Source organism: Streptomyces sp. NPDC002643, from assembly GCF_053592555.1.
Genome location: NZ_JBSFVY010000008.1, coordinates 323255 through 347101 on the forward strand (window position 1 = coordinate 323255; position 23847 = coordinate 347101).

Annotated in this window: 20 protein-coding genes and 1 pseudogene; 15 read left to right on the plus strand and 6 right to left on the minus strand. The window is 71.0% G+C overall.

Going from position 1 to position 23847, the window contains the following annotated elements; all coding sequences use genetic code 11:
• Positions 1 to 425: 425 nt before the first annotated feature.
• From ACWD4G_RS15360 to ACWD4G_RS15370, 3 genes are all read left to right on the plus strand, one after another.
• The gene (locus tag ACWD4G_RS15360; protein ID WP_451293390.1) at positions 426 to 1928 is read left to right on the plus strand and encodes an FAD-binding protein; all 1503 of its coding nucleotides are present in this window, start codon (positions 426 to 428) and stop codon (positions 1926 to 1928) included.
• A gap of 388 nt (positions 1929 to 2316) precedes the next feature.
• A complete protein-coding gene (locus ACWD4G_RS15365) occupies positions 2317 to 2853 on the plus strand; it encodes a hypothetical protein (protein ID WP_451293392.1) in 537 nt (178 codons plus the stop codon).
• A gap of 133 nt (positions 2854 to 2986) precedes the next feature.
• On the plus strand, positions 2987 to 3688 hold the full coding sequence (locus tag ACWD4G_RS15370) for a class F sortase (protein WP_451293394.1): 702 nt from the start codon (positions 2987 to 2989) through the stop codon (positions 3686 to 3688).
• An 888-nt stretch (positions 3689 to 4576) separates the two neighbouring features.
• Here ACWD4G_RS15370 and ACWD4G_RS15375 read toward each other — a convergent pair.
• A complete protein-coding gene (locus tag ACWD4G_RS15375) occupies positions 4577 to 6373 on the minus strand; it encodes an FAD-binding dehydrogenase (protein ID WP_451293396.1) in 1797 nt (598 codons plus the stop codon).
• Between the two features lie 220 nt (positions 6374 to 6593).
• Here ACWD4G_RS15375 and ACWD4G_RS15380 point away from each other — a divergent pair, with 220 nt between their 5' ends.
• Positions 6594 to 7808 (plus strand): helix-turn-helix domain-containing protein, encoded by a 1215-nt coding sequence (locus ACWD4G_RS15380; protein WP_451293398.1) that lies wholly within the window; start codon positions 6594 to 6596, stop codon positions 7806 to 7808.
• A gap of 144 nt (positions 7809 to 7952) precedes the next feature.
• Positions 7953 to 8762 carry a carbonic anhydrase gene (locus ACWD4G_RS15385; RefSeq protein ID WP_451293400.1) on the plus strand — a complete coding sequence of 270 codons (810 nt, stop codon included), beginning with the start codon at positions 7953 to 7955 and terminating at the stop codon, positions 8760 to 8762.
• Between the two features lie 87 nt (positions 8763 to 8849).
• On the opposite strand, the gene ACWD4G_RS15390 is transcribed toward ACWD4G_RS15385, so the two are convergent.
• Positions 8850 to 9293: a DUF6299 family protein gene (locus ACWD4G_RS15390; protein WP_451293402.1), complete on the minus strand. Its 444-nt coding sequence runs from the start codon at positions 9291 to 9293 to the stop codon at positions 8850 to 8852.
• 281 nt (positions 9294 to 9574) lie between these two features.
• Between ACWD4G_RS15390 and ACWD4G_RS15395 the strand changes: the two genes are divergently transcribed.
• Positions 9575 to 9763: a DUF5999 family protein gene (locus ACWD4G_RS15395; RefSeq protein WP_451293404.1), complete on the plus strand. Its 189-nt coding sequence runs from the start codon at positions 9575 to 9577 to the stop codon at positions 9761 to 9763.
• Positions 9764 to 9813: 50 nt separating this feature from the next.
• On the opposite strand, the gene ACWD4G_RS15400 is transcribed toward ACWD4G_RS15395, so the two are convergent.
• Positions 9814 to 10212, minus strand: coding sequence for a RidA family protein (locus ACWD4G_RS15400; RefSeq protein WP_451293406.1), 399 nt, complete (start codon positions 10210 to 10212; stop codon positions 9814 to 9816).
• A complete protein-coding gene (locus ACWD4G_RS15405) occupies positions 10209 to 11381 on the minus strand; it encodes an acyl-CoA dehydrogenase family protein (RefSeq protein ID WP_451293408.1) in 1173 nt (390 codons plus the stop codon). The genes ACWD4G_RS15400 and ACWD4G_RS15405 overlap by 4 nt, the downstream gene beginning before the upstream one ends.
• Before the next feature lie 207 nt (positions 11382 to 11588).
• Here ACWD4G_RS15405 and ACWD4G_RS15410 point away from each other — a divergent pair, with 207 nt between their 5' ends.
• The 8 genes from ACWD4G_RS15410 (at position 11589) to ACWD4G_RS15445 (ending at position 19344) form a co-directional block, all read left to right on the plus strand.
• Complete coding sequence (locus tag ACWD4G_RS15410; RefSeq protein ID WP_451293410.1) at positions 11589 to 13187, plus strand: AMP-binding protein; 1599 nt, start codon at positions 11589 to 11591, stop codon at positions 13185 to 13187.
• 15 nt (positions 13188 to 13202) lie between these two features.
• Positions 13203 to 14030: a PaaX family transcriptional regulator gene (locus ACWD4G_RS15415; RefSeq protein ID WP_451293412.1), complete on the plus strand. Its 828-nt coding sequence runs from the start codon at positions 13203 to 13205 to the stop codon at positions 14028 to 14030.
• Positions 14031 to 14114: 84 nt separating this feature from the next.
• Entirely contained in the window at positions 14115 to 15008 is an 894-nt protein-coding gene (locus tag ACWD4G_RS15420; protein WP_451293414.1) for a sulfotransferase family protein, read from the plus strand.
• Entirely contained in the window at positions 15005 to 15433 is a 429-nt protein-coding gene (locus ACWD4G_RS15425; protein ID WP_451293416.1) for a hypothetical protein, read from the plus strand. Before ACWD4G_RS15420 ends, ACWD4G_RS15425 begins: the two co-directional genes overlap by 4 nt.
• The gene (locus tag ACWD4G_RS15430) at positions 15430 to 16680 is read left to right on the plus strand and encodes a glycosyltransferase family 4 protein (RefSeq protein ID WP_451293418.1); all 1251 of its coding nucleotides are present in this window, start codon (positions 15430 to 15432) and stop codon (positions 16678 to 16680) included. Before ACWD4G_RS15425 ends, ACWD4G_RS15430 begins: the two co-directional genes overlap by 4 nt.
• The gene (cysC, locus tag ACWD4G_RS15435; RefSeq protein WP_451293420.1) at positions 16677 to 17228 is read left to right on the plus strand and encodes an adenylyl-sulfate kinase; all 552 of its coding nucleotides are present in this window, start codon (positions 16677 to 16679) and stop codon (positions 17226 to 17228) included. The genes ACWD4G_RS15430 and cysC overlap by 4 nt, the downstream gene beginning before the upstream one ends.
• On the plus strand, positions 17225 to 18127 hold the full coding sequence (gene cysD, locus ACWD4G_RS15440; protein WP_451293422.1) for a sulfate adenylyltransferase subunit CysD: 903 nt from the start codon (positions 17225 to 17227) through the stop codon (positions 18125 to 18127). Before cysC ends, cysD begins: the two co-directional genes overlap by 4 nt.
• A gap of 2 nt (positions 18128 to 18129) precedes the next feature.
• Positions 18130 to 19344 carry a sulfate adenylyltransferase subunit 1 gene (locus ACWD4G_RS15445; protein ID WP_451293424.1) on the plus strand — a complete coding sequence of 405 codons (1215 nt, stop codon included), beginning with the start codon at positions 18130 to 18132 and terminating at the stop codon, positions 19342 to 19344.
• Between the two features lie 231 nt (positions 19345 to 19575).
• Here the strand turns inward: ACWD4G_RS15445 and ACWD4G_RS15450 are convergent, their stop codons facing one another.
• Complete coding sequence (locus ACWD4G_RS15450) at positions 19576 to 21999, minus strand: bifunctional salicylyl-CoA 5-hydroxylase/oxidoreductase (RefSeq protein ID WP_451293446.1); 2424 nt, start codon at positions 21997 to 21999, stop codon at positions 19576 to 19578.
• A gap of 32 nt (positions 22000 to 22031) precedes the next feature.
• The gene (locus tag ACWD4G_RS15455; protein ID WP_451293426.1) at positions 22032 to 22859 is read right to left on the minus strand and encodes an enoyl-CoA hydratase family protein; all 828 of its coding nucleotides are present in this window, start codon (positions 22857 to 22859) and stop codon (positions 22032 to 22034) included.
• Positions 22860 to 23173: 314 nt separating this feature from the next.
• Here ACWD4G_RS15455 and ACWD4G_RS15460 point away from each other — a divergent pair.
• Positions 23174 to 23638: pseudogene (locus ACWD4G_RS15460) on the plus strand (ATP-binding protein).
• The last annotated feature ends 209 nt before the right edge of the window (positions 23639 to 23847 follow it).

The window sequence follows — 23847 nt, forward strand, 5'->3', positions numbered from 1 at the left end:
ATCGATGGACGACTCGACTTTCCGCCGCGTCAGCAAGTGTTCTTGTCGACTTTTTCAGCGTCCGACAGAGGCGGGGGGGCGCCCGACCGTTCGGACAGCCAGGGGGCCGGGCGACCGTTGGAGGTTCCCCCTATCGCGCTGTGAAGGTCCGTGAAGCCATGATGGAGCCCAAGCGGAATTTCAGGGGAGAAAGGTCGCTGTGGGGGGACAGCCGCGGACCCGAGCCCGGGACGCGGGTAAGAGCACGCTTGTGACTCGCCATGCCGTCGGCCGGGCCATACAACCGACGGCACTCGGTCGTGCCCTGAAGCTGGAGCACGGCCGCCAGCGCACACCACTCGCTCAGCTGATTTCGCTCCAAGGTCAAGACGACACACCCGAGGCGGTACACGACGATCCGCCGCGTCAACACCACGGAGGCTGTCATGTCAATGTCATCCAGCGCGCACGGTTCCGTCAGCAGACGTCGGTTCCTGGCCCGGTTCGGAGCCGGGACCATCGCACTCGTGGCGGGCTTCGACCTGCTCACCCGGCAGTGGGTGACCGAGGCCGCCGCCGCTGACAGCACCTCGTTCGCCACCGTGCCGTCCCTCGACGGCACCCTCACCTTCGACTCGGAGGCCCTTACGGAGAACGCTCACGACCAGGGCAACATCGTCTTCCGGACGCCGTGCGCCGTACTGAGACCGGGCTCGGTCCGGGACATCCGCAGAATGATCGCCTTCTGCGCCGGCCATGGCATCGAGGTCGCTCCGGCCGGAGCCCACCACGCGATGTTCGGCCAACCGCTGGTCAGCGGCGGCCTGGTCATCGAGATGCAGTCACTGAACACCATCCACTCCATCGACACGGACGGCGCCGACGTCGACGCCGGTGTGCTGTGGCAGGACCTGATCGAGGCCGCGTACGAGCAGGGCCTCAGGCCGGCCTCGATCACCAGCTACCTCAACACCACGGTCGGCGGGACCCTGTCCATGGGCGGCATCGGGATGATGTCCGCCTACCGGGCCGGCGCCCAGGTCGACCACGCCCAGCAGCTCCAGGTGGTCACCGGCGAGGGCGAGGCGAAGTGGTGTTCCGACACACAGAACAGTGACCTGTTCCAGGCGGCGCTCGCCGGGCTCGGCCAGTGCGGTGTGATCACCCGGGCGACCGTCGACCTGGTACCGGCCAAGCAGCTGGCCCGGACGTACCGGATGGTGTATGCGGACATCCCGACCTTCTTCCAGGACGTCCGCGTCCTCGCGGACCGGGGCGAGTTCGACTCGCTCGGCAGCATCCCCCAGCCGGGCACGGCACAGCCCCTGACGCTGTGGGCCACCGTCTTCCACAACCCGGGCGAGGTGCCCGACGCCTCCCATCTGCTCCGGGGGCTCAGCCCGACGGCGGACACGGCGGTCTTCGAGGACTACTCCTACCTCGACTACATCTCCTTGGTCACGACCATGTACGACTCGTTCGCGGCGAGCCTGGGCTGGGACGCGAAGGTCAAGCCCTGGTCGGACCTGTTCCTGCCGGACGACGCCGTCGAGAGCTATGTCGTGTCGGTGTTCTCGTCACTGACCGCCGAGGATCTGGGGCCGACCGGCTTCGGGCTGATCTTCCCGATGCTGCGGTCGAGCTACGGCCGACCGCTGCTGCGGCTCCCCGAGGAGGCGAGCAGCCCCTGGGTGTGGCTGGTCAGCGTGCTGACCGATTCGGCGGGGGCGGGCCCCGACCCCGACTTCGCCGAGCGGATGATGGCCCGCAACTACCGGTACTACGAGGACGCGGTCGCGGTCGGCGGTATGCGCTATCCGCACGGGGCGTGCCCGTTCACGGAGGCCGACTGGCAGGCGCACTACGGCTCGATGTGGGACCGCTTCGCCGGCTGGAAGGACCGCTACGACCCGAACGGCATCCTGACGCCCGGCCCCGCCATTTTCTGACCCCGGCCCACCCGCACCCCGGCCGCCCGGCACCCGCCGGGGGCGACCGGGGTGCGGTCGTGTCCACGGGGGTTCGCTTCCGGCTGCGGGGGTGCGGTCGTGTTCGCGGGGGTTCGCTTCCGGCTGCGGGGGTACGGCCGTGTTCGCGGGGGTTCGACCGCGGTCTCGGGGCTTCGCCGTGGCTGTGATCGGGCGAGGGCGCCCTCCCGGTTCCCGGCCCCCGGCCCCGCTCCGGTGCGGCGGCGCCACGGGCGGAGCAGTGGGATCACCCGGCTGAGCGCTCCGAGTGGTGGGGGCGGGGAAACCGGCTGACGGTGGATCACGTCGGGTCGGGTTACCTCAGCTGACAACGTGTCAACTGCCCGGTCCTCGACGGAAGGACCTTCAGATGCGCTCTGCTCGCATGCTCTTCGCAACGGCGGCGGCCACCGCCGTCCTCGCCATCACCGCCCCCGGGGCCTTCGCCGCGGACGAGTGGGACCACGAGGACAACGGGTACAGCAAGGAGCAAGACAAGGACTGGAAGCACGACGAGCCTCGCGGTGGAGTTCACACGGGTGGCGGTGCCCTGACCGCGCTGAACGACGCGGGTGAGTGGAACTCCGACCACGGCAACAAGCAGGACGAGGGCTACAAGGACGGCGACCGCGCCAAGGAGGACTCCGGCAGCTACAAGGAGAGCGACAACGGGTCGTGGGAGGACCACGGCAAGGACCCCTCCAAGGACAGTGACAAGGACGCGTGGAAGGACGAGGAGGACAGCGCGTCCTGGAAGGGTGACCACGACAAGCCGCGCGGTGGGATGCACACGGGTGGCGGCGCGCTCGCCTCGCCTGCCGTGACCGCGGGCGGAATGGCCGTTCTCGCAGTCGCCGGCACCGGGCTGTACGCGATGCGGCGCAAGCAGGCCGGAAACGCGGCCTGATTCATGCCCGACGCGATACCCGCGGCAGCGGCCGTGGCCGCCACACAGTGCATCGTGTGGCGGCCCGGCCGCCGCCGCTCGCCCTTTTCCCCGTTCGCGCGTTCCGCTGCCGTGTCCCGTGAGGTGGTGTCCGATGGCAGCCTTTACCCCGCCCCCCGGCGGCCTCGATCCGGGGCCGACCCGCCGTGGCTCCCACATCAATCTGACCGTGCTCTGCGCGGTGGCCCTGATGATCCTGGCGGTGAGCCTCTTCGGCGGCGAGGACTCCCCCTCCGACGCCTCCCGTCCACCGACCGCCCGCCACGCCCCGCAGGCGGACCGCACGCCCGCGACGGACCCGACGCCCGCAGAGAGCCCGGCCGAGCGGCCCGACGACAAGGGCCTGCCCCCGTCGAGACCCCTCCGGCTGCTCATCCCGAAGATCTCCGTCGACGCGCCCTTCACCCCGCTGGCCGTCGGCGCCTCCGGGCAACTCGAAGCGCCGCCCGCCGATGACGTCAACCTCGTGGGCTGGCACGCGGACGGGGCGTCCCCCGGGGAGAGGGGTACGTCGATCATCGCCGGGCATGTCGACACGGCGACCTCGCCGGCCGTCTTCGCCCAGCTGGGCGAGTTGAGGAAGGGCGACGTCTTCCATGTCGTACGCGCCGACCGGCGCAGGGCGACCTTCGTCGTCGACGGTGTCGAGACCTTCGCGAAGAACGACTTCCCCGACCGCCGTGTCTACGCCGACACCACCCGCCCCGAGGCCCGCCTCATCACCTGCGCCGGCGCCTACGACCGCGCGGCCAAGGACTACACGGAGAACCTGGTGGTGTTCGCCCACCTCATGTGAGGAGGGGACGAGGGCGCTGGGCGCCGCCCTGAGCCCGAGGGCGCGGGGCCCCGCCCAATCGGGCTCCCCCGCGCCACCGGGCTCCCCCGCGCCACCGGGCTCCCCCGCAGCATCGGCCCGCCGCGCCACCGGGCTCCGACGCGCCATCGGGCTCCGACGCGTCACTGGGCTCCCCGGCGCCATCGGGCTCCCCCTCCCCTGCAGCATCGGCCCGCCACGCCACTGGGCTCCGCCACGCCACCGGGCTCCGACGCGTCACTGGGCTCCCCGCCCCATAGGGCTCCCCCGCACCATCGACCCAACACACCTCGGGCTCCCCGGCGCCACCGGGCTCCTCCACGCCACCGGGCTCCGACGCGTCACTGGCTCCCCGCCCCATAGGGCTCCCCCGCACCATCGGCCCGACACACCTCCGGCTCCCCGGCGCCACCGGGCTCCCCCTCCCCTGCAGCATCGGCCCGCCACGCCACCGGGCTCCGCCGCCCCAGCGAACTCCTACGCGCCACCAGGCTCCCCCGCCCGCCCCATGGGGCTCTCCCGCAGCATCGGCCCGACACGTCACCCGGCTCCCCCACCCCACCCGGCTTCGCCGCCCCATCGGGCTCCCCCGCGTCACCAGGCTCCCTCGCCCCATGGGCGTCGCCCGCACCCTCGGCCCGACACGCCAGCGGGCTCCCCCGCACCATCGGCCTGACGCACCATCGGACTCCCCCGCACCATCGGCCCGGCGCGCCACCGCCCCGCCGCGCCAGCAGCCTCCCGCGCCCCGTCGGTCTTCGCCCCGTCGGTGAGGTCGGGCCGGAGGCGGCCGAGGTGACGCGCGGCTCGGGGGCGTCGGCCGGCTGTGTTCGGCCCGTCGGCCTCCGTCCCCGGCCGGGCGGCTGTCTCTCAGGCCGTCGCCTCCGCCGCCGCTCTGCCCGTCTGGCGGCCCGAGAAGAGGCAGCCGCCGAGGAAGGTGCCCTCCAGGGAGCGGTAGCCGTGGACTCCGCCGCCGCCGAAGCCCGCCACCTCGCCGGCGGCGTAGAGGCCGGGGACGGGGTCGCCGGCGGCGTTCAGGACACGGCCGGAGAGGTCGGTCTGGAGGCCGCCGAGGGTCTTGCGGGTGAGGATGTTGAGGCGCACGGCGATCAGGGGGTGGGCGCTCGTGTCCATGATCTTGTGGGCGGAGGCCGTACGGCTGAGGGAGTCGCCGGGGTAGTTCAGGGCGTTGCGGATGCCCATGACCTGGACGTCCTTGGTGTACGGGTTGTCGATCTCGCGGTCGCGGGCGTCGATCTGCCGCTTGAGTTCGGCGTAGTCGATGAGGTTCTCGCCGGTGAGTTCGTTCATGCCGTCGACCAGGTCTTCGAGGTTCGACGCCACCACGAAGTCGGCGCCGTTCTCCTTGAACTTCTCGATCGGCTCCGGTGTCTGCCAGATGCGGGACAGCAGCATCCAGATGTTCTTCTCGGTGAGGTCCGGGTTCTGCTCGGAACCGGAGAGGGCGAACTCCTTGGCGAGGATCTTCTGGGTGGTGACGAACCAGGAGTAGTCGTAGCCGGTGTCGGTGATCGTCTTGAGGGTGTGCAGGGTGTCGTAGCCCGGGATGTCGGGGGTGTTGAAGCGTTTGCCGGTGGCGGAGAACCACATCGAGGACGGGCCGGGCAGGATGCGGATGCCATGGCCGGGCCAGATGGGGTCCCAGTTCCGCAGGCCCTCGGTGTAGTGCCACATCCGGTCGGGGTTGACGACCCGGCCGCCCGCCTTCTCGGTGATCGCGATCATCCGGCCGTCCACATGCGCCGGTACGCCGGTGACCATGGACGTGGGCGGGGTGCCGAGGCGGGCGGGCCAGTTGGCGCGGACGAGGTCGTGGTCGGCGCCGATGCCGCCGGAGGTGACCACGACGACCGGGGCCTTCAGTTCGAACGAGCCGACGACCGTACGGGAGCTGGGCTTGCCGCGCGCGGCGCTGCTGGGCTCCAGGATCGCGCCCTGGACGCCGGTGACGGCGCCGCCCGTGGTGACGAGGCCGTCGACGCGATGGCGGAACTTGAAGGTGACGTTCCCGGCGGAGACGGCCTCCCGCACCTTCTTCTCGAACGGCTCGACCACCGCCGGACCGGTCCCCCAGGTGACGTGGAAGCGGGGCACCGAGTTGCCGTGGCCGTCCGCGAGACCGCCGCCGCGCTCGGCCCAGCCGACGATCGGGAACCACTGCATCCCGAGCCCGGCGAGCCAGGACCGCTTCTCCCCGGAGGCGAACTCGACGTACGACTCGGCCCATTTGTACGCCCAGTAGTCCTGGCCGTCGGGGTCCTCGATGCCCCGGTCGAAGCCGGCCGTGCCCAGCCAGTCCTGCCAGGCCAGCTCCTGGGAGTCCTTGATGCCCATCAGCCGCTGTTCGGCGGAGTCGACGAAGAAGAGGCCGCCGAAGGACCAGAAGGCCTGGCCGCCGAGGCTCGCCTCCGGTTCCTGGTCGAGGAGGAGGACCTTGCGTCCGGCGGCGGCGAGTTCGGCGGTGGCGACCAGACCCGCGAGGCCGTGGCCGACGACGATGGCGTCCGCGTCGTAGGAGGTGGCGGCGTAAGCGGGGACGGCGTGTGCGGCGAGGGCGGCGCCGGCGAGGACACCGCCTGTGGTCGCGAGGACACTGCGACGGCTGATCCCGTCGGAGGAGGCGGTGTTCTCCAGGGAGATGGGCATCGGCGTGGACCGCCTTCCGGGCGAGGGGCAGGAAGTACGCGTGAGGAGAGGGCTGTTGTTGCGACACCAGCGCTGTTACCGTCGGTAGCCCTCAAGGAAACCAGGTCGTCACAGCCGTGCGGTAGTGGCTCGGGGGCAACGCCCCGGCCGCTTCGTTGTGGCCCGGCGACAGCGCCCGGGACGGAACGGAACGGGTGGGGACGGGACGGGAGAAGCGCCCATGACGGTCGTTCACGAGCGCGACCCGGTCACCGGCATCCTGCGCGCGATGGCCGCCGACGCCGGGGTCTGCGAGGACCTGGTGCGCGCGGCCCGCGACCGTTCACCGGAACTGGCCCGGCTCGGCGAGCGCGAGACCCTCTCCCATGTGACCGCCCTGATCGGCGCCGCCGAGTCGTGGTTCGCCACGCTGGACCGGGTCGAGGAGCACGACTTCGCCGCCGCCCTGCTGCTCGGCGCCGACCGCGCGGCCCAGGGCATCCCGATGACCGCCGTACTGCGCGGCGTCCAGGCCGCCCTCACCCGGGTCGTCGAGATCACCGTCGAGCGCTGCCGTTCGGCCGGGGTGTCCGACGCCGCGCTGATCACCCTCGTCCTGCGGATGAAGGAGTACGGCGACGCGGTGGAGCGCCATGTCGTCAACGGGTACCGGGCCGCGGAGTCGGGCAGCCCGCGCGGGGCGCACGAGTACCGGACGCGGCTGCTGCGCCGGCTGCTGGACGGGGGCGACGAGATGCCGCTGCCCTCGCGGGAGGAGCTGGCGCGGGCCGGGATACGGCAGAACGGGCGGTATCGCCTCGTGGTGGTGGAGGCGGACGACGCCTCGTCGGCCCGTGCGCTGGCCGTCCGCTTCGACGGGCTGCCCGGGGTCTTCGGTGTGGTCGGCGACCGTCCGGTGGGGCTGTGTCCCCGGCCGCCCAAGGAGGCGGAACTGGCGGAGATCGGCGCCACGCTGGTCCTGGTGTCACCGGCCGCCGTACCGGCACGGCTGCGGGCCTTCCACCGGCTGTGTGTACGCGGGCTGGAGGTCGGTGGCGGGCGGGGACTGCGCGGGGTGCGGGAGCTGACCGATCTCGCCGGGGAGATCGCCCTGGCGGACCATGCCCTGCTGGGTGCGGCCCTCGGTGAGCGGTTCCTCGGCGGTCTCGATCCGGCGGACGATTTCCATCGGCAACTGGCGCTCACGGCACTGGCCTTCCTCGACAACGGCCGTCGGCTGGACCGGACGGCGACGGCGCTGTTCACCCATCCCAACACCGTCCGCTACCGCCTCGGCCGGCTTCAGCAGCTCACCGGCACCTCCCTCACCGACGGTTCGCTGGACGGGCCTTCGGGAACGCTGGCCACCCTGCACTGGTGGTGGGCGCTGACGACCTGGCTGGGCGGTGGCGGCGGGAGCGCTCCCGTTCCGGGAGCGAACGTCAGAGGTTCGTAAGCGAACGGCAAGAGACGCGCCGGCCAAAAACTTACTTTCGACCGGCCAAGAACGATTCAAGGACCGGCCATGGTTCGTCCACGCCCGCCCATGATTCGACAACTTGGACGTTCGGGCGTTTCGGCCGGACGTACGTTCCTCGGCGTGAACTCTGACATAGCCCCTCACAGAGGCGACGGCGCCGAGGCGAACGCCGCGGCCGACGCTCCGACTTCCCACGCGAGGCCCCGTGGCCGGCGCACCATCCTGCGCGCCGCGCTGGCGGGTACCGCGGTCCTCGGCGGTGGGGTCGCCCTCGGCACGCTCCCGGCCGAGGCCGAGCCCGTCACCCGGACCACTCGCACGACCGGCTCCTCCACGGCCAAGCGGCCGAGCACGCCCGAGGAGGCGCTGAAGGAACTGTCGCAGGGCAACCGTCGCTGGCGGACCTTCCACCAGCTGCACCCCCATGAGGACGCCACCACCCGCAAGGCCCTGACGACCGGTCAGCAGCCCTTCGCCCTCATCCTGAGCTGCATCGACTCCCGGGTCCCGCCGGAGCTGACCTTCGACCAGGGCCTCGGCGACCTGATGACCGTGCGCAGCGCCGGTGAGGTCCTCGACGAGGCGGTGCTGGGCAGCGTCGCGTACGGCGTGCTCGAACTGGACATCCCGCTGGTCATGGTGCTGGGCCACCAGTCCTGCGGTGCGGTGAAGGCGGCGGTCTCGGCGGACGAGACCGGTGAGGAACTGCCCGCGCACATCCAGTACATCGCCGACGCGATCGAACCGGCGATCGACCACAGCGTGGAGGGCGACGCCCGGATCGCGGCGACCATCGACGCCAACGTCCGCCTCGTCCGCTCCAAGCTGGAGGCCGAGCCCGACCTCGCCGCCAAGGTGAAGGCCGGCGAGGTGGCCATCGTGGGCGCCCGCTACGACCTGACGACACAGCGCGTGCACCTGCTCAAGTAGCCCGCGCCGCCGGGGCAGGGACCCGGCGCGCGCGAAAGGCGGCCCCGGTGGGCACTCACCGGGGCCGCCTTCCTCTCTGTCGCCGGGTCAGCCCTGGACCAGGACGAGGGTGATCACCTGCTGGCGGGCCGCGTGGAACCGGGGCAGGGGCAGTCCGCCGCCGGACAGTTCCATGACGGTGGCCTCGACCCGGGCGGGGCCGGCCCGGAAGCGGCCGGGGTCGGCCTTGCCCGTGTTGGTCCAGGAGTGTTCGGCGCCGTCACAGCGGGCCACGGTGCCGCCGACGCCCTTGCGGACCGGGTCGTCGCCCTGCTGGAGCGAGGACGACACGAACACGGGGCCGCTGCCCCCCAGGCAGCGATAGGTGCCGGAGAGCCTGACGGTGCCGTCCGACGCGACATACCCGATGGCGTCGACCGTCACCGTCTCGAACGGCTCGGTCGCGGCACCGGCCGACGGGGCGGCGGCGAGCAGCAGCAGCGCGGCACCGGCGGCGGCAGCGATCAGCCGCGGGACCCGGGAAAAGGTCATCTCGTATACCTCCTTGAGCGGGGCTCCAGAGGTACTGCGCGGGCGTTCCCGCCCGTGTGATCATCACCCTTGCGTCGGCGCGTCGAATCCGCCGAACTCACCACACGACCCGCACGGATGAGCTGCACCGCACTCGCTTGTGTCCGCGTCCTGTCACAAGACGTCCGTGTGCTGTCACGTCTCCTCGAAATGGCTTGTCGATGAGTTCCGGGGCCGGGCAAGGTCTGTAGTGCGAGGCGGCGATCCCGCCGCCGGCAGTCACAACGATGTGGAGGCCCGCCATGTGTTCCCACCAGCCCCTGTGCCCCTCGGCCGACAGCTCCGACCGCGACGCCGCGCATGTCGTCGCCTTCCACCCCGAGCAGGGCTGGAACCTGCTGTGCAACGGGGCGATCGTCTTCGACGACACCGGTGAAATCCTCCCCGACGGCAGCGTCGTCGCCCCGCACCGCCTCACCGTCGCCGCCTGACCGGCCTTCAGAGCCGCGGCGGCACCGCCCCGGCAGTACCGCCCGAAGGCCTACGGCAGCACCGCGAACCCGTCCAGTTCGACCAGGGCCCGTTCGTCCCAGAGCCGTACGACGCCGATGACCGCCATCGCGGGGTAGTCCCGCCCCGCCGAACGCCGCCAGATCCGGCCCAGTCGAGGCGCTTGGGCACGGTAGTCGGCGACATCCGTGACATAGACCGTGACCCGGGCGAGGTCGGCCGGACAGCCGCCGGCCGCCGCCAGCGCGGTCAGCAGATTGCCGAGCGCCCGCTCGAACTGCTCCTGAAGCGTCTCCCCCACGACTTTGCCGTCCCCGTCGAGCGAAGTCTGCCCCGCCAGGAAGACGACCCGGCGGCCGGTCGCCACCACCGCGTGCGAGAAGCCGGTGGGCGGCGACAACTCGGGCGGATTCACCCTCTCGACGCTCATACGGCCCTCCCCTCCGACGGTCCCCGCGTCTCACCGATGCCCCGCGTCCGTGTGTGCCGGGCGTACAACTCCTTCGCGATGATGGCCCGTTGCACCTCGCTCGCCCCCTCGTAGATACGTGGCGCCCGCACCTCCCGGTAGAGGTGTTCGAGCAGATGTCCGCGTCGCAGGGCCCGCGCCCCATGGAGTTGAACGGCCGCGTCCACCACGTACTGGGCGGTCTCCGTGGCCAGCAGCTTCGCCATCGCGGCCCGGCCCGGCACGCCCGACTCGCCCCTGTCGTACGCCGTGGCCGCCGCGTGGACCATGAGGCGGGCCGCCTCGGTGCGCAGGGCCATCTCGGCGACCTGGTGGGCGACCGTCTGGAGGTCACGGAGCGGGGCGCCGAAGGCCTCGCGGTCCGAGGTGTGGGTGAGGGTGGCGTCGAGGGCGGCCTGGGCCATGCCGACGGCGAAGGCGCCGACGCTGGGGCGGAAGAGGTTGAGGGTGCCCATGGCGACACGGAAGCCGTGGTCGGGGGCGCCCAGGATGTCGTCGGCCCCGACGGGTACGGCGTCGAAGTCGAGGGTGCCGATGGGGTGCGGGGAGAGCATGTCGAGGGGGGTGCCGGTGAGCCCGGGGCGGTCGGCCGGGACCAGGAACGCGGTGACGCCCTTGGAACCGGCGCCCGGGGTGGTGCGGGCGAAGACGGTGTAGAGGTCGGCCTCGGGGGCGTTGGAGATCCAGCACTTCTCGCCGGTGAGCCGCCAGCGGCCGGGGCTGTCGGGCTCGGCGCGCAGGGCGAGGGCCGCCGCGTCCGAGCCGGCGCCGGGCTCGCTGAGCGCGAAGGCCGCGACGGCCTCGCCGTCACTCACCCGGGGGAGCCAGCGGGCGCGTTGGGCCTCGGTGCCGTGGGCGTGGACCGGGTGGGCGCCCAGGCCCTGGAGGGCGAGGGCGGTCTCGGCCTCGGTGCAGGAGTAGGCCAGTGACTCGCGCATCAGACAGAGGTCGAGGGCGCCCGAGGTGAACAGCCGGGCGAGCAGGCCCAGTCGGCCGAGTTCCGCGACGAGGGGGCGGTTGACGTGGCCGGGCTCGCCCTTCTCGGCGAGGGGGCGCAGTCGGTCGGCGGCGAGGGCGCGCAGCTCGGCGCACCAGGCGAGTTGTGCCGGTTCGAGCGAGAATGCGGTCATTGCCGTCCCCTCTCCCCCGGTGGACTCCGGGGCCTGCCCGTCGAGGTTATCGCGATCTGTTGACTGCCGTCACCAAGGCGATACGCTCGCAAGGAGCGAGCCCACCCACGTACTCGGGCGGTGCGAGACCGGTCGCGCCGCCCGAGCATGCGAGCCCACCCGGACACGCGAGCCATCGCCGCAGGGACACAGCAGGGGGCGAACGTCATGAACTCCAGGGTCACCGCCCACATTGACACCTTCGCCCGGGACCGTCTCCCACCCCCGGAGCAGTGGCCCGAGCTGGCCTTCGACCTTCCCGAGCTGCGCTACCCGGACCGGCTGAACGCGGCCGTCGAGCTGCTCGGCGGGGGCGCGGCCGAACGGCCGGTCTTCCGCACCCCCGCCGGTGACCTCTGGACGTACGGCGAACTCGCCGCCCGGGTCGACCGGATCGCCCACACCCTCACCACCGGGCTCGGGGTCGTCCCCGGCAACCGGGTGCTGCTGCGCGGGCCCACCACGCCCTGGCTGGCCGCGTGCTGGCTGGCGGTGCTGAAGGCGGGGGCGGTCGCGGTGACCGTGCTCGCGCAGGCGCGGCCGCACGAGCTAGCGACGGTGTGCGAACTGGCGCGGGTGTCGTACGCGCTGTGCGACGTCCGGTCGGTGGACGACCTGGTGAAGGCGGAGGTGCCGGGGCTCAGGATCACCCCGTACGGCGGGGACGGGCCCGACGATCTGCTGCGGCGCGAGGTGAGCGGGGAGCCGTACGAGGCGGTCGACACGGCGGCGGACGATGTGGCGCTGATCGCGTTCACGTCGGGGACGACCGGGCGGCCGAAGGGGTGTGCGCACTTCCATCGGGATGTGCTGGCGATCGCGGACACCTTCTCCCGGCATGTCCTCGCGCCGCGCGCTGACGATGTGTTCGCGGGCTCCCCGCCGCTGGGCTTCACTTTCGGGCTCGGCGGTCTGGTGGTGTTCCCGATGCGGGCCGGGGCCAGTGCGCTGCTGCTCGAACAGGCGGGGCCGAGGCAGTTGCTGCCGGCGGTCGGGGCGCACGGGGTGTCGGTGCTGTTCACCGCGCCGACGGCGTACCGGGCGATGCTCGGCGAGCTGGACGGGCACGATCTGTCGTCGCTCAGGCGGTGTGTGTCGGCCGGTGAGAATCTGCCGGCGGCGACCTGGGAGGCCTGGCACCGGCGGACGGGACTGAAGATCATCAACGGCATCGGGGCGACCGAGCTGCTGCACATCTTCATCTCGGCGGCCGACGGCGCCATCCGGCCGGGGACCACGGGGGTGCCCGTACCGGGGTGGCACGCGCGCGTGCAGGACGCGGCGGGCAGGCCGGTGCCGGACGGACAGGCGGGACTGCTCGCGGTGCGCGGGCCGGTGGGGTGCCGCTATCTGGCGGACCCCCGGCAGTCGGAGTACGTACGCGGCGGCTGGAACGTCACCGGGGACACCTATGTGCGCGAGCCGGACGGGTACTTCCGCTATGTCGCCCGCGCCGACGACATGATCATCTCGGCCGGGTACAACATCGCGGGCCCCGAGGTGGAGGAGGCGCTGCTGCGCCATCCGGAGGTGCTGGAGGCGGCCGTGGTGGGGCGGCCGGACGAGGAGCGGGGGCAGGTCGTCGTCGCCCATGTGGTGCTGCGGGCGGGGGCGCGGCGGGACGGGGAGGCGTTGCGGCGGTTCGTGAAGGGGGAGCTGGCGCCGTACAAGTGTCCGCGCGAGATCGTGTTCCTGGACGCGCTGCCCCGCACGGCGACCGGAAAGCTTCAGCGGTTCCGGCTGCGCACCTGGGGTGACCAGCAGTGATGCCGAAGACCTAAAATGATCAACGTGTCCGAACAGCACGCACCACGTTCGCTCATCGTCACCTTCTACGGCGCCTACGGGCGTTCGGTGCCGGGCCCGGTGCCCGTCTCCGAACTGATCCGGCTGCTCGCCGCGGTGGGGGTCGACGCGCCCTCCGTCCGTTCCTCCGTGTCCCGGCTCAAGCGGCGCGGGCTGCTCCTGCCGGCCCGTACGGCGACGGGGGCGGCCGGGTACGCGCTGTCCGACGACGCCCGGCAGTTGCTGGAGGACGGCGACCGGCGGATCTACGCGTCGGCGCCCGAGGGCGACGAGGGCTGGGTGCTTGCCGTGTTCTCCGTCCCGGAGTCGGAGCGGCAGAAGCGGCACGTCCTGCGCTCCCGGCTGGCGGGGCTGGGATTCGGCACGGCCGCGCCCGGGGTGTGGATCGCCCCCGCCCGGCTGTACGAGGAGACCCGGCACATGCTGGTACGGCTGCGGCTCGACCCTTACGTGGAGCTCTTCCGGGGTGAGCACCTGGGGTTCGCGGCGACCGCCGAGGCGGTGTCCCGGTGGTGGGACCTGGCCGGGATCGCCAAGCAGCACGAGGCGTTCCTCGACCGGCACGCGCCCGTGCTGCACGTCTGGGAGCAGCGCGTGGACGCCCCACCGGAGGAGGCGTACCGGGACTATCTGCTGGCGCTGGACTCCTGGCGCCATCTGCCGTACGTGGACCCGGGGTTGCCCGCGGATCTGCTGCCCGCCGACTGGCCGGGGGTGCGATCGGCGGCCGTGTTCCGGGCGCTGCACGAGCGGCTGCGGGAGGCCGGGGCGGCGTTCGTGGGACTGGATGCAAACGAAACTTAAAACTTTGTAACGATTCCGTTCACTTAGGGAACGCTCAGGGTTCTACTTCAATCTTCTCAGAATCCTTACTTACCATCCTGACGCATGAGTCTCATGCGCAACCTGAACCGGGCGCTCACCGCCACCACGGGCCTGCAGGTACGCAGGGCGGTCCCCGCCGCCCCCGCGAACCCCAAGGTCACGGCGGCCAAGCCGGCCGCGAAGAAGCCGACGTCGGTGTACCGATGTCCGGCTCCGGACGACCTCGCCACGGACCGGTTGCTGAGGCGGCCGGTCTTCATCATGTCGCCCGTGCGGTCGGGCTCCACCCTGCTGCGGATGCTGATGAACGCGCACTCGCGGCTGCACTCCCCGCACGAGCTGCACATACGCCGGCTGGAGGTCGGCTACGGCTCCAAGCTGTCGCAGAAGGCGATGAGCGCCCTCGATCTGGAGCGCGGCGACCTGGAACATCTGCTGTGGGACCGGGTCATGCATCGCGAACTGGTCAAATCAGGCAAGGACTTCATAGTCGAGAAGACCCCGAGCAACGCCTTCGTCTACGAGCGCATCCGGGACTGCTGGCCCGACGCCCGCTTCGTCTTCCTGCTGCGCCACCCGGTCTCCATCGCCCAGTCCTGGCACGAGGGCGACCCCGACAAGCGCACCTACGACGAGGCCGCCGCCGACGCGCTGCGCTATATGAAGGCCGTCGACCGGGCCCGTAAGGGACTCACCGGGCACACCGTCCGCTACGAGGACATCACCGCCGATCCCGAGAAGGAGATGCGGGCGCTGTGCGCGTTCCTCGACCTCGACTTCGAGCCGGGGATGCTCGACTACGGCAGGAAGGACGACGCCCAGGTCGTCAAGGGACTCGGCGACTGGCGCGACAAGATCAAGACCGGTCAGGTGCAGGCCGGGCGGGCCCTGCCCACCGAGGACGACATCCCGGAGATCCTCCGGGAGATGTGCCGGGCCTGGGGTTACGGCCAGTGAAGGCGCACGCGGAGATAACCGAGGTCTGGCCGCGCGACGGGCGCGTCAGACTCGTCGGCCGCATCCATGGACAGCCCCTGGGTGACACCCCCGACACCACCGGTACCTGGCAGTTGGTCCTCACCCGCCGCGCCCACGCCGACCGCCGGCTGCGCTACGCCGCCGAGCTGAAGGGCGACCGCTTCGAGGCCGAGTTCCCCATCGCCGATCTCGCCGCCCCCGACTACGCGCCCGTGGAGGAGTGGGACATCCACCTCGGCGACGGCGACACCGAGCTGCGGGCCGGACGGCACCTCGACGACATCCGGGGCAAGAAGAAGGTCTTCGTCTTCCCCGAGCAGCGCACCGGGAACCTGGGCGTCCGCCCCTACTACACGATCAAGGACAATCTGTCCCTGGAGTGCCGCACGGGAGGTGCCGCATGACCGACCGCCGACCCCTCCCCCGCAGCCCCCACATCCGGTATCTCCTCCTCCATGCCTACGGGCGCGGCGGCACCATCCGCACCGTGATGAACCAGGCCAACTCCCTGGTCGCGGCGGGCTGGAGCGTGGAGATCGTCAGCGCGGTGCGCAACCGCGACGACATCCAGTTCCCGCTCGACCCCCGGGTGAAGGTCTCCACGGTCGTCGACCAGCGCGAGGGCGCCTACACCCCGCCCTCCGGACTCATCGCCCGCTGGCGCGACCGCAAGCGCGGCGACCTGCTGGAGACACCCGCGCAGCACATCCCCAAGGGCGAGTTCGGCTACCGCTACTTCAACCGGTACGTCGAGGACCGGCTCATCGCGTACATGCGCTCGCTGACCGACGGCATCCTGGTCACCACCCGCCCGGCGCTGAACTTCCTGTCCGCCGAGCACGCCACCGGCGGTGTCATCCGGGTCGCCCAGGAGCACATGAACCTCGGCACCCACCGCAAGGACGTACAGCAGCGCATCCGGGAGACCTATCCGCGCTTCGCCACCGTCGCCGTGCTCACCGAACGGGACCGCGAGGAGTACGCCGAACTGCTCCCCGGCACCAAGGTGGTTCGTATCCCGAACGCCGTGCACTCACTCGACCAGGTCCCCGCCGACCCCACGTCGAAGATCGCGGTGGCCGCCGGGCGGCTCTTCCCCCAGAAGGGCTTCGACATGCTGATCCCTGCCTGGGCCAAGCTCGTCGAGTCGTACCCCGAATGGCAGTTGAGGATTTACGGCAGCGGCGAGAAGAAGTCGGAACTTCGTAACCTCATCGAAGTCCACCATCTCTACAATCACGTCCTCCTGATGGGACACACCGACCGACTAGACGACGAACTCGCCAAGGCTTCCTTCTACGTGCTCAGCTCACGGTTCGAGGGTCTGCCGATGGTGATGATCGAAGCGATGAGCCACGCACTGCCCGTGGTCAGCTTCGACTGCCCGACCGGCCCCGCGGACGTACTGACGCACGGGGTCGACGGGCTGTTGGTCGCACCCGAGGACCCCGACGCGCTCGCCGACGCGATGGCCAAGCTGATGGCCGACGAGAAGCTGCGCGCCGACATGGGGGTGGCCGCGGTGCTCACGGCCTCCTCCTACGGCCCGGATGCCGTCCATCCGCGCTGGGAAGCACTGTTCACCGACCTCCACGAGCGACAGCACGGCAGCGCCGCCGGCGTCGGCTCCGCGAAAGGAACGCAACGATGACCACCTCGTCCAAGGGCCAGGGAGCCACGATCTGGCTCACCGGTCTGCCCAGTGCGGGCAAGACGACGATCGCCCGCGTCCTCGCCGGGCGACTGCGCTCCGAGGGGCACCGGGTGGAGGTCCTCGACGGTGACGAGATCCGCCGCTTCCTCTCCGCCGGCCTCGGCTTCTCCCGTGAGGACCGCAACACCAACGTCCAGCGCATCGGCCTGGTCGCCGAGGTCCTCGCCCGCAACGGCGTCCTCGCCGTCGTCCCCGTCATCGCCCCCTACGCCGACAGCCGCGACGCCGTCCGCAAGCGCCACGACGTGAGCGGCACCCCGTACTTCGAGATCCATGTCGCCACCCCCGTCGAGGTGTGCAGCGAGCGGGACGTCAAGGGCCTGTACGCCCGTCAGGCCGCCGGGCAGCTCAAGGGCCTGACCGGGGTCGACGACCCGTACGAGCCGCCGGCCGACCCCGCGCTGGTGCTCCCCACCCAGGACCAGACCCCCGAGGAGTCGGCGGCGTCCGTGCACGCGCTGCTGGCGGAGCGGGGCCTGGTATGACCGTCCACCCCCTGTCCCATCTGGACGCCCTGGAGTCCGAGGCGGTCCATATCTTCCGTGAGGTGGCGGGTGAGTTCGAGCGGCCGGTGATCCTGTTCTCCGGCGGCAAGGACTCCATCGTCATGCTGCACCTGGCGCTGAAGGCGTTCGCCCCGGCGGCGATCCCCTTCTCGCTGCTGCACGTGGACACCGGCCACAACTTCCCCGAGGTCATCGAGTACCGCGACCGCACGGTGGCCAAGCACGGCCTGCGGCTGCACGTGGCGTCGGTACAGGACTACATCGACCGGGGTGTGCTGAAGGAGCGTCCGGACGGGACCCGCAACCCCCTCCAGACCCTCCCGCTCACCGAGAAGATCCAGTCGGAGAAGTTCGACGCGGTCTTCGGCGGCGGACGTCGGGACGAGGAGAAGGCCCGCGCCAAGGAACGGGTCTTCTCCCTGCGGGACGAGTTCTCCCAGTGGGACCCGCGCCGTCAGCGCCCCGAGCTGTGGAACCTGTACAACGGCCGGCACGCCCCCGGCGAGCACGTCCGCGTGTTCCCGCTCTCCAACTGGACCGAGCTGGACGTGTGGCAGTACATCGCCCGCGAGGGCATCGAACTGCCGGAGATCTACTTCGCCCACCACCGCGAGGTGTTCAAGCGCGGCGGAATGTGGCTGACCGCCGGTGAGTGGGGCGGGCCGAAGGACGGCGAGAGTGTCGAGAAGCGCCAGGTGCGGTACCGGACGGTCGGCGACATGTCCTGCACGGGCGCCGTCGATTCGGACGCGACCACGCTGGACGCCGTGATCACCGAGATCGCCGCGTCCCGGCTGACCGAGCGGGGGGCCACGCGCGCCGACGACAAGCTGTCGGAGGCCGCGATGGAGGACCGCAAACGCGAGGGGTATTTCTAGGGATGAGCATGACCACGATCGACACGTTGCGGTTCGCGACCGCCGGGTCGGTGGACGACGGCAAGTCCACCCTGGTGGGGCGGCTGCTGCACGACTCCAAGTCGGTCCTCGCGGACCAGTTGGAGGCGGTGGAGCGGGCCTCGGCCTCGCGGGGGCAGAACGCGCCCGACCTCGCCCTGCTGACGGACGGCCTGCGGGCCGAACGCGAACAGGGCATCACCATCGATGTGGCGTACCGCTACTTCGCCACCCCGCGCCGCCGGTTCATCCTGGCCGACACCCCCGGGCATGTGCAGTACACCCGGAACATGGTGACCGGCGCCTCCACCGCCGAGTTGGCCATCGTCCTCGTCGACGCGCGCAACGGGGTCGTCGAGCAGACGCTCCGGCACGCGGCGGTGGCCGGGCTGCTGCGGGTCCCGCATGTGGTGCTGGCCGTCAACAAGATGGACCTCGTCGGGTACGAGGAGAAGGAGTTCCTCCGGATCGTCGAGGACTTCGCCCGGCAGGCGGACGAGCTGGGGCTGACCGGTTTCACTCCGATTCCGGTGTCGGCGCTCGTCGGTGACAACGTCGTCGAACGGTCCGCGCACATGGACTGGTACGACGGGCCCGCGCTGCTGGAGTTCCTGGAGACCGTGCCGGTGGGCGCGGAGGCCGTGGACGCCCCTGCCCGCTTCCCCGTGCAGTATGTGATCCGGCACGGGGAAGAGCGTCACTACGCCGGGCAGTTGGTGTCGGGGGCGCTGCGGGTGGGTGACCGGGTGACGGTCCAGCCGTCCGGGGAGACCTCCGAGATCGTCGGGATCGATGTGCTGGGGCGGGCGGCCGATGTCGCCTTCGCGCCGCAGTCGGTCGCCGTGCGGCTGGCGGATCAGCGGGATGTGTCGCGGGGCGACATGATCACTGCCGTCGGGGTGGACGCGCCGACGCTGACGCAGGAAGTGCGGGCCGACGTCTGCCATCTGGCCGAGCGGCCGTTGCGGGTCGGGGACCGGGTGTTGGTCCGGCATACGACTCGGACGGTGAAGGCGATCGTGAAGTCGCTGGGCGACGTGCCCGAGCTGTCGACGAACGACCTTGGCCGGGTTGTGCTGCGCACGGCGGAGCCACTGGCGCTGGACGACTACGCGGTGGTTCGGCGGACCGGGGCGTTCATTCTGGTCGACCCTGCGGATGGGGCGACGCTTACGGCGGGGATGGTGCGGTTGGTGTAGCTGCGGGCTGGGGTACGAGGGTGCCGTGCGGGTTTGTCGTGCGGCACCCGGTGCCGGGGCTGGGCGGAGGTGGGGTGCGCTTGCCGGCGCTTACAGGGTGCCGCTCTCTTTGGGATGGGCGCCGCCCCAGCGGCACGATTGCCCGCAGCTACGCGCCCCGTAAGGGGCGCGGGGAACTGCGCGATCAGCCCCCACTCAGCCGCACCCGCCAAACCACCCCCACCACCCGAGCTATTGGGCGCCGCAGCCCTCCCCACGGAGTGTCAGTCGGGGTTTCGGGGCGTCCAGGCGCCCTGTGTTGGGACGGCGGCTCCCCGCCTGGTAGGGGGCGGGCCAGCTCACCCCCGGCCCCGTGTACCCCTGCTCCGCCGCAGCGTGAAGCGTCCAGTTCGGGTCGTACAGGTGGGGGCGGCCCAGAGCGCAGAGGTCGGTGCGGCCCGCCAGGATGAGGGAGTTGACGTCGTCCCAGGAGGAGATCGCGCCTACGGCGATCACCGGGACGCCGGCCTCGTGGCGGATGCGGTCCGCGAAGGGTGTCTGGTACGAACGGCCGTAGTCGGGGCTCTCGTCGGAGACCACCTGGCCCGTAGAGACGTCCATCGCGTCGGCGCCGTGCGCGGCGAAGGCGCGGGCGATCTCCACGGCCTCCTCGGCGGTCGTGCCGCCGTCCGCCCAGTCCGTGGCGGAGATACGGACTGTCATGGGGCGTTCCTCGGGCCATACGGAACGGATCGCGTCGAAGACTTCCAGGGGGTAGCGGAGGCGGTGGTCCAGGGTGCCGCCGTAGCGGTCGGTGCGGTGGTTGGTGAGGGGGGAGAGAAAGCCGGAGAGCAAGTAGCCGTGGGCGCAGTGGAGTTCGAGGAGATCGAAACCGCTGCGGGCGGCACGGACGGCGGCCGAGGTGAACTGCTCGCGGATGTCGGTGAGTTGGGCACGGGTGAGTTCGCGGGGGATCTGGCTGTTCGGTTTGTACGGGAGGGGGGAGGCGGCCACCAGGGGCCAGTTGCCCTCGTCCAGGGGGTCGTCGATGCCCTCCCCCATGCGCTTGGTCGAGCCCTTGCGACCGGAGTGGCCCAGTTGGATGCCGATGGCCGTTGCGGGGGCGTTGTCGTGCGCGAACCGTACGGTGCGGCGCCATGCCTCCGCCTGGCGGGTGTTCCACAGTCCCGCGCAGGCCGGGGTGATCCGGCCTTCCGGGCTCACGCACACCATCTCGGTCATGACCAGGCCGGCCCCGCCGAGTGCCCGTGCGCCCAGATGGACGAGGTGGAAGTCGCCGGGGACTCCGTCGGTCGCCGAGTACATGTCCATCGGGGAGACGACGACCCGGTTGCGCAGCTTCAGACCGCGTAGTCGGAACGGGGTGAACATGGGCGGTGTGCCGGGTGGGCAGCCGAACTCGCGCTCCACGGCGTCGGTGAAGTGCGCGTCGCGCAGCCGCAGATTGTCGTGGGTGACCCGGCGGCTGCGGGTGAGGAGGTTGAACGCGAACTGCCGGGGCGGTTGGGAGAGATGGAGCCCGATGTTCTCGAACCACTCCAGGCTGGCCCTCGCCGCCCGCTGGGTCGAGGCGACGACCGGGCGGCGTTCCTCCTCGTACGCGGACAGGGCGCGTTCCAGGGTGGGTTGTTCCTCCAGGCAGGCGGCCAGGGCGAGGGCGTCCTCGACGGCGAGTTTCGTGCCGGAGCCGATGGAGAAGTGGGCCGTGTGCGCGGCGTCGCCGAGGAGCACCAGATTGCCGTGCGACCAGCGTTCGTTGACGACCGTGCGGAATGTCGTCCAGGTGGAGTTGTTGGAGTGGAGGGGGCGGCCGCCGAGGGTTTCGGAGAAGAGTTTGGCGCAGCGGTCGATGGATTCGGGGGTGTCGAGTTCGTCGAATCCTGCTTTTCGCCAGACTTCTTCGCGCATTTCGATGATGACGGTGGAGGAGTGGGGGGAGTAGGGGTAGCCGTGGAGTTGCATGACTCCGTGTTCTGTTTCGGCTATCTCGAAGCGGAACGCGTCGAAGGGGAAGTCGGCGGCCAGCCAGATGTAGCGGCAGCGGTGCGGGGTGATCGTGGGGCGGAACACCGCCGCGTAGGCCTCGCGGGTGGCGCTGTGGACGCCGTCGGCCGCGATGACCAGGTCGTAGGTCTCGCAGAGCCATTCCGGGTAGGGGGCTTCCGTGTGGAAGCGGAGTTCCACGCCCAGGGTGCGGCAGCGGTCGTGGAGGATCTGGAGGAGACGGCGACGGCCTAGGGCGGCGAAGCCGTGGCCTCCGGCGGTGTGGCGGGTGTTGCGGTGCCCTATTTTGATGTCGTCCCAGCGGATGAAGTCGTTGCGGAGGGCCTCGTAGACCGGGGGGTCGGCGTGTTCTATGCCGCCGAGGGTTTCGTCGGAGAGGACTACGCCGAAGCCGAAGGTGTCTTGTGGGGTGTTGCGTTCCCAGAGGGTCACCTCGCGGTGGGGGGCGAGTCGCTTCAGCAGGGCGGCGGCGTACAGGCCGCCGGGGCCGCCGCCGATTATGGCGATTCGTTGGGGGTGGGGCGGTTTCGTCGGCGGGTGCGGGCTAGTGGGGGCTGGTCGCGCCCCGCGGCGGAGCCGCACATCGACAACGCCCCGCGCCCCTGGGTTTGCTGCCCTTGGCGTCGGCTGTGATGGCGAGGGTGGTGCCATCGATGAGGACGACATCTTGGGCAGCGTCGGGTTCATCGGCCTTGCCATTTCGGCGGGCGCTTTGCCTTGAAGGACTCGTGGAATTCCTTGTAGTCCTCTCCTGTCATCAGGAGAGCCTGGGTTGTGGCGTCCAGTTCCACTGCGGCTGCCAGGGGCATGTCCAGTTCGGCGGTGAGGAGGGCCTTTGTCTGGGCATGGGCCAGGGTCGGGCCCTCTGCCAGGCGGCGGGCCAGGGATTGGGCGGAGTCGTCGGCGCTGCCCTCGTCGGTGAGATGGCTGATCAGGCCGATGCGTTCCGCCTCGGGGGCGCGGACCGGTTCGCCGAGCATCAGCAGGCGGGTGGCGTGGCCCAGTCCGACCACTCGGGGCAGGAGGTAGGCGGCGCCCATGTCGCCGCCGGAGAGGCCCACGCGGGTGAAGAGGAACGAGAAGCGGGCCGTGGGGTCGGCCACGCGGAAGTCGGCCGCCAGGGCGAGCACCGCTCCGGCGCCCGCCGCGACGCCGTGCACCGCCGCGATCACCGGGAACGGGCACTCCCTGATCGCCCGCACGACCTGGCCCGTCATCCGGTTGAAGTCCAGGAGTTGAGCGGTGTCCATGGCGAGGGTGGCGCCGATGATCTCGTCCACGTCGCCGCCCGAGCAGAAGCCCCGGCCCTCGCCGGCCAGCACCAGGGCCCGTACGGACCTCTCCCGGGACAGTTCGGCGAGGAGGTCGCGCAGGTCGGCGTAGGCGCCGAAGGTCAGGGCGTTCAGCTTCTCGGGGCGGGCGAGGGTGACGGTGGCCACGCCGTCCTTGATCGCGCACCTCAGGTGGCGCCAGTCGGGGGTGCGGGTTGCGGAACCGGTGAAGGGACTCATGACGGGCGGCCTCCTCGGGGCTACCACGACGCTGCGGGCACTGCGGCTTCTTCCCTGCCCATGAAGTTATCACCGATATATGACTGTCGTCATGAGAGCGCGATAGAAGTGGGGGCGCACAGGGCGGTTGTAACGGGGGCCGTGACTCCGTCACGGGGCTTCTACAACGGCGTAACGGTGGGCACGGTCGGGAGCGGCGGGGCGTTGGGGTGGGTACATCGCCGGCAACGGGGCCGACGGTCCCGTGCGGCGCCCGGCGATCGAGTTCGTGGGGTGGCGCCGTACCATTCGTCACGTTGAAAGCAGGACGACCCATGACCTGCGCCATGAACGGATCGGCCGCCTTGCTAGAACCTCCCTCCCCCGCCTTCTGGCGTATCACGTTGCCGCATACCGCCGCGGCCGTGCCTGTGGCTCGTGCGTTGGTGCGTACGGCGCTGACCGAGTTGGAGCATGGGGCCGATCGCGACACCGCCGAGTTGTTGACGGCGGAGTTGGTGGCGAACGCGGTGGAGCATGCGGCCGGGGAGGGGCCGATCGAGTTGGTGGTGGAGTTGGTTCCGGGGGGTTGCACCGTGGAGGTGCATGATCCTGATCCGGCGCCGCCGGGGGATCTGGGGATGCCGGGGGGTGGGTAGCCTGATCCCTGGCAGGAGCATGGGCGGGGGTTGTTGTTGATTCGGGCGTTGAGTTCGTCCTGCGGGCATCGGGCTACCGGGGCGGGGAAGGCTGTGTGGTTTCGGCTGCCTACGATTCCGGCGCAGCGTCGGCCGTCGTAGTTTCCTCGCCCCCGCCGCCCCTACCCTCCCCCACTCTCGGCTTCGATCGAGCGGGGGACCCCCATCGTCACCAGGGGCTGCGCCCCTTCGACCCCCTGGCGCCTGATAGCTCGGGGGGTGTGGGTGTGTTGGCGGGTGCGGGTCAGTGGGGGCTGGTCGCGCAGTTCCCCGCGCCCCTAAAAAGGCGGGGCGCAGCCCCAAGCCTTTAG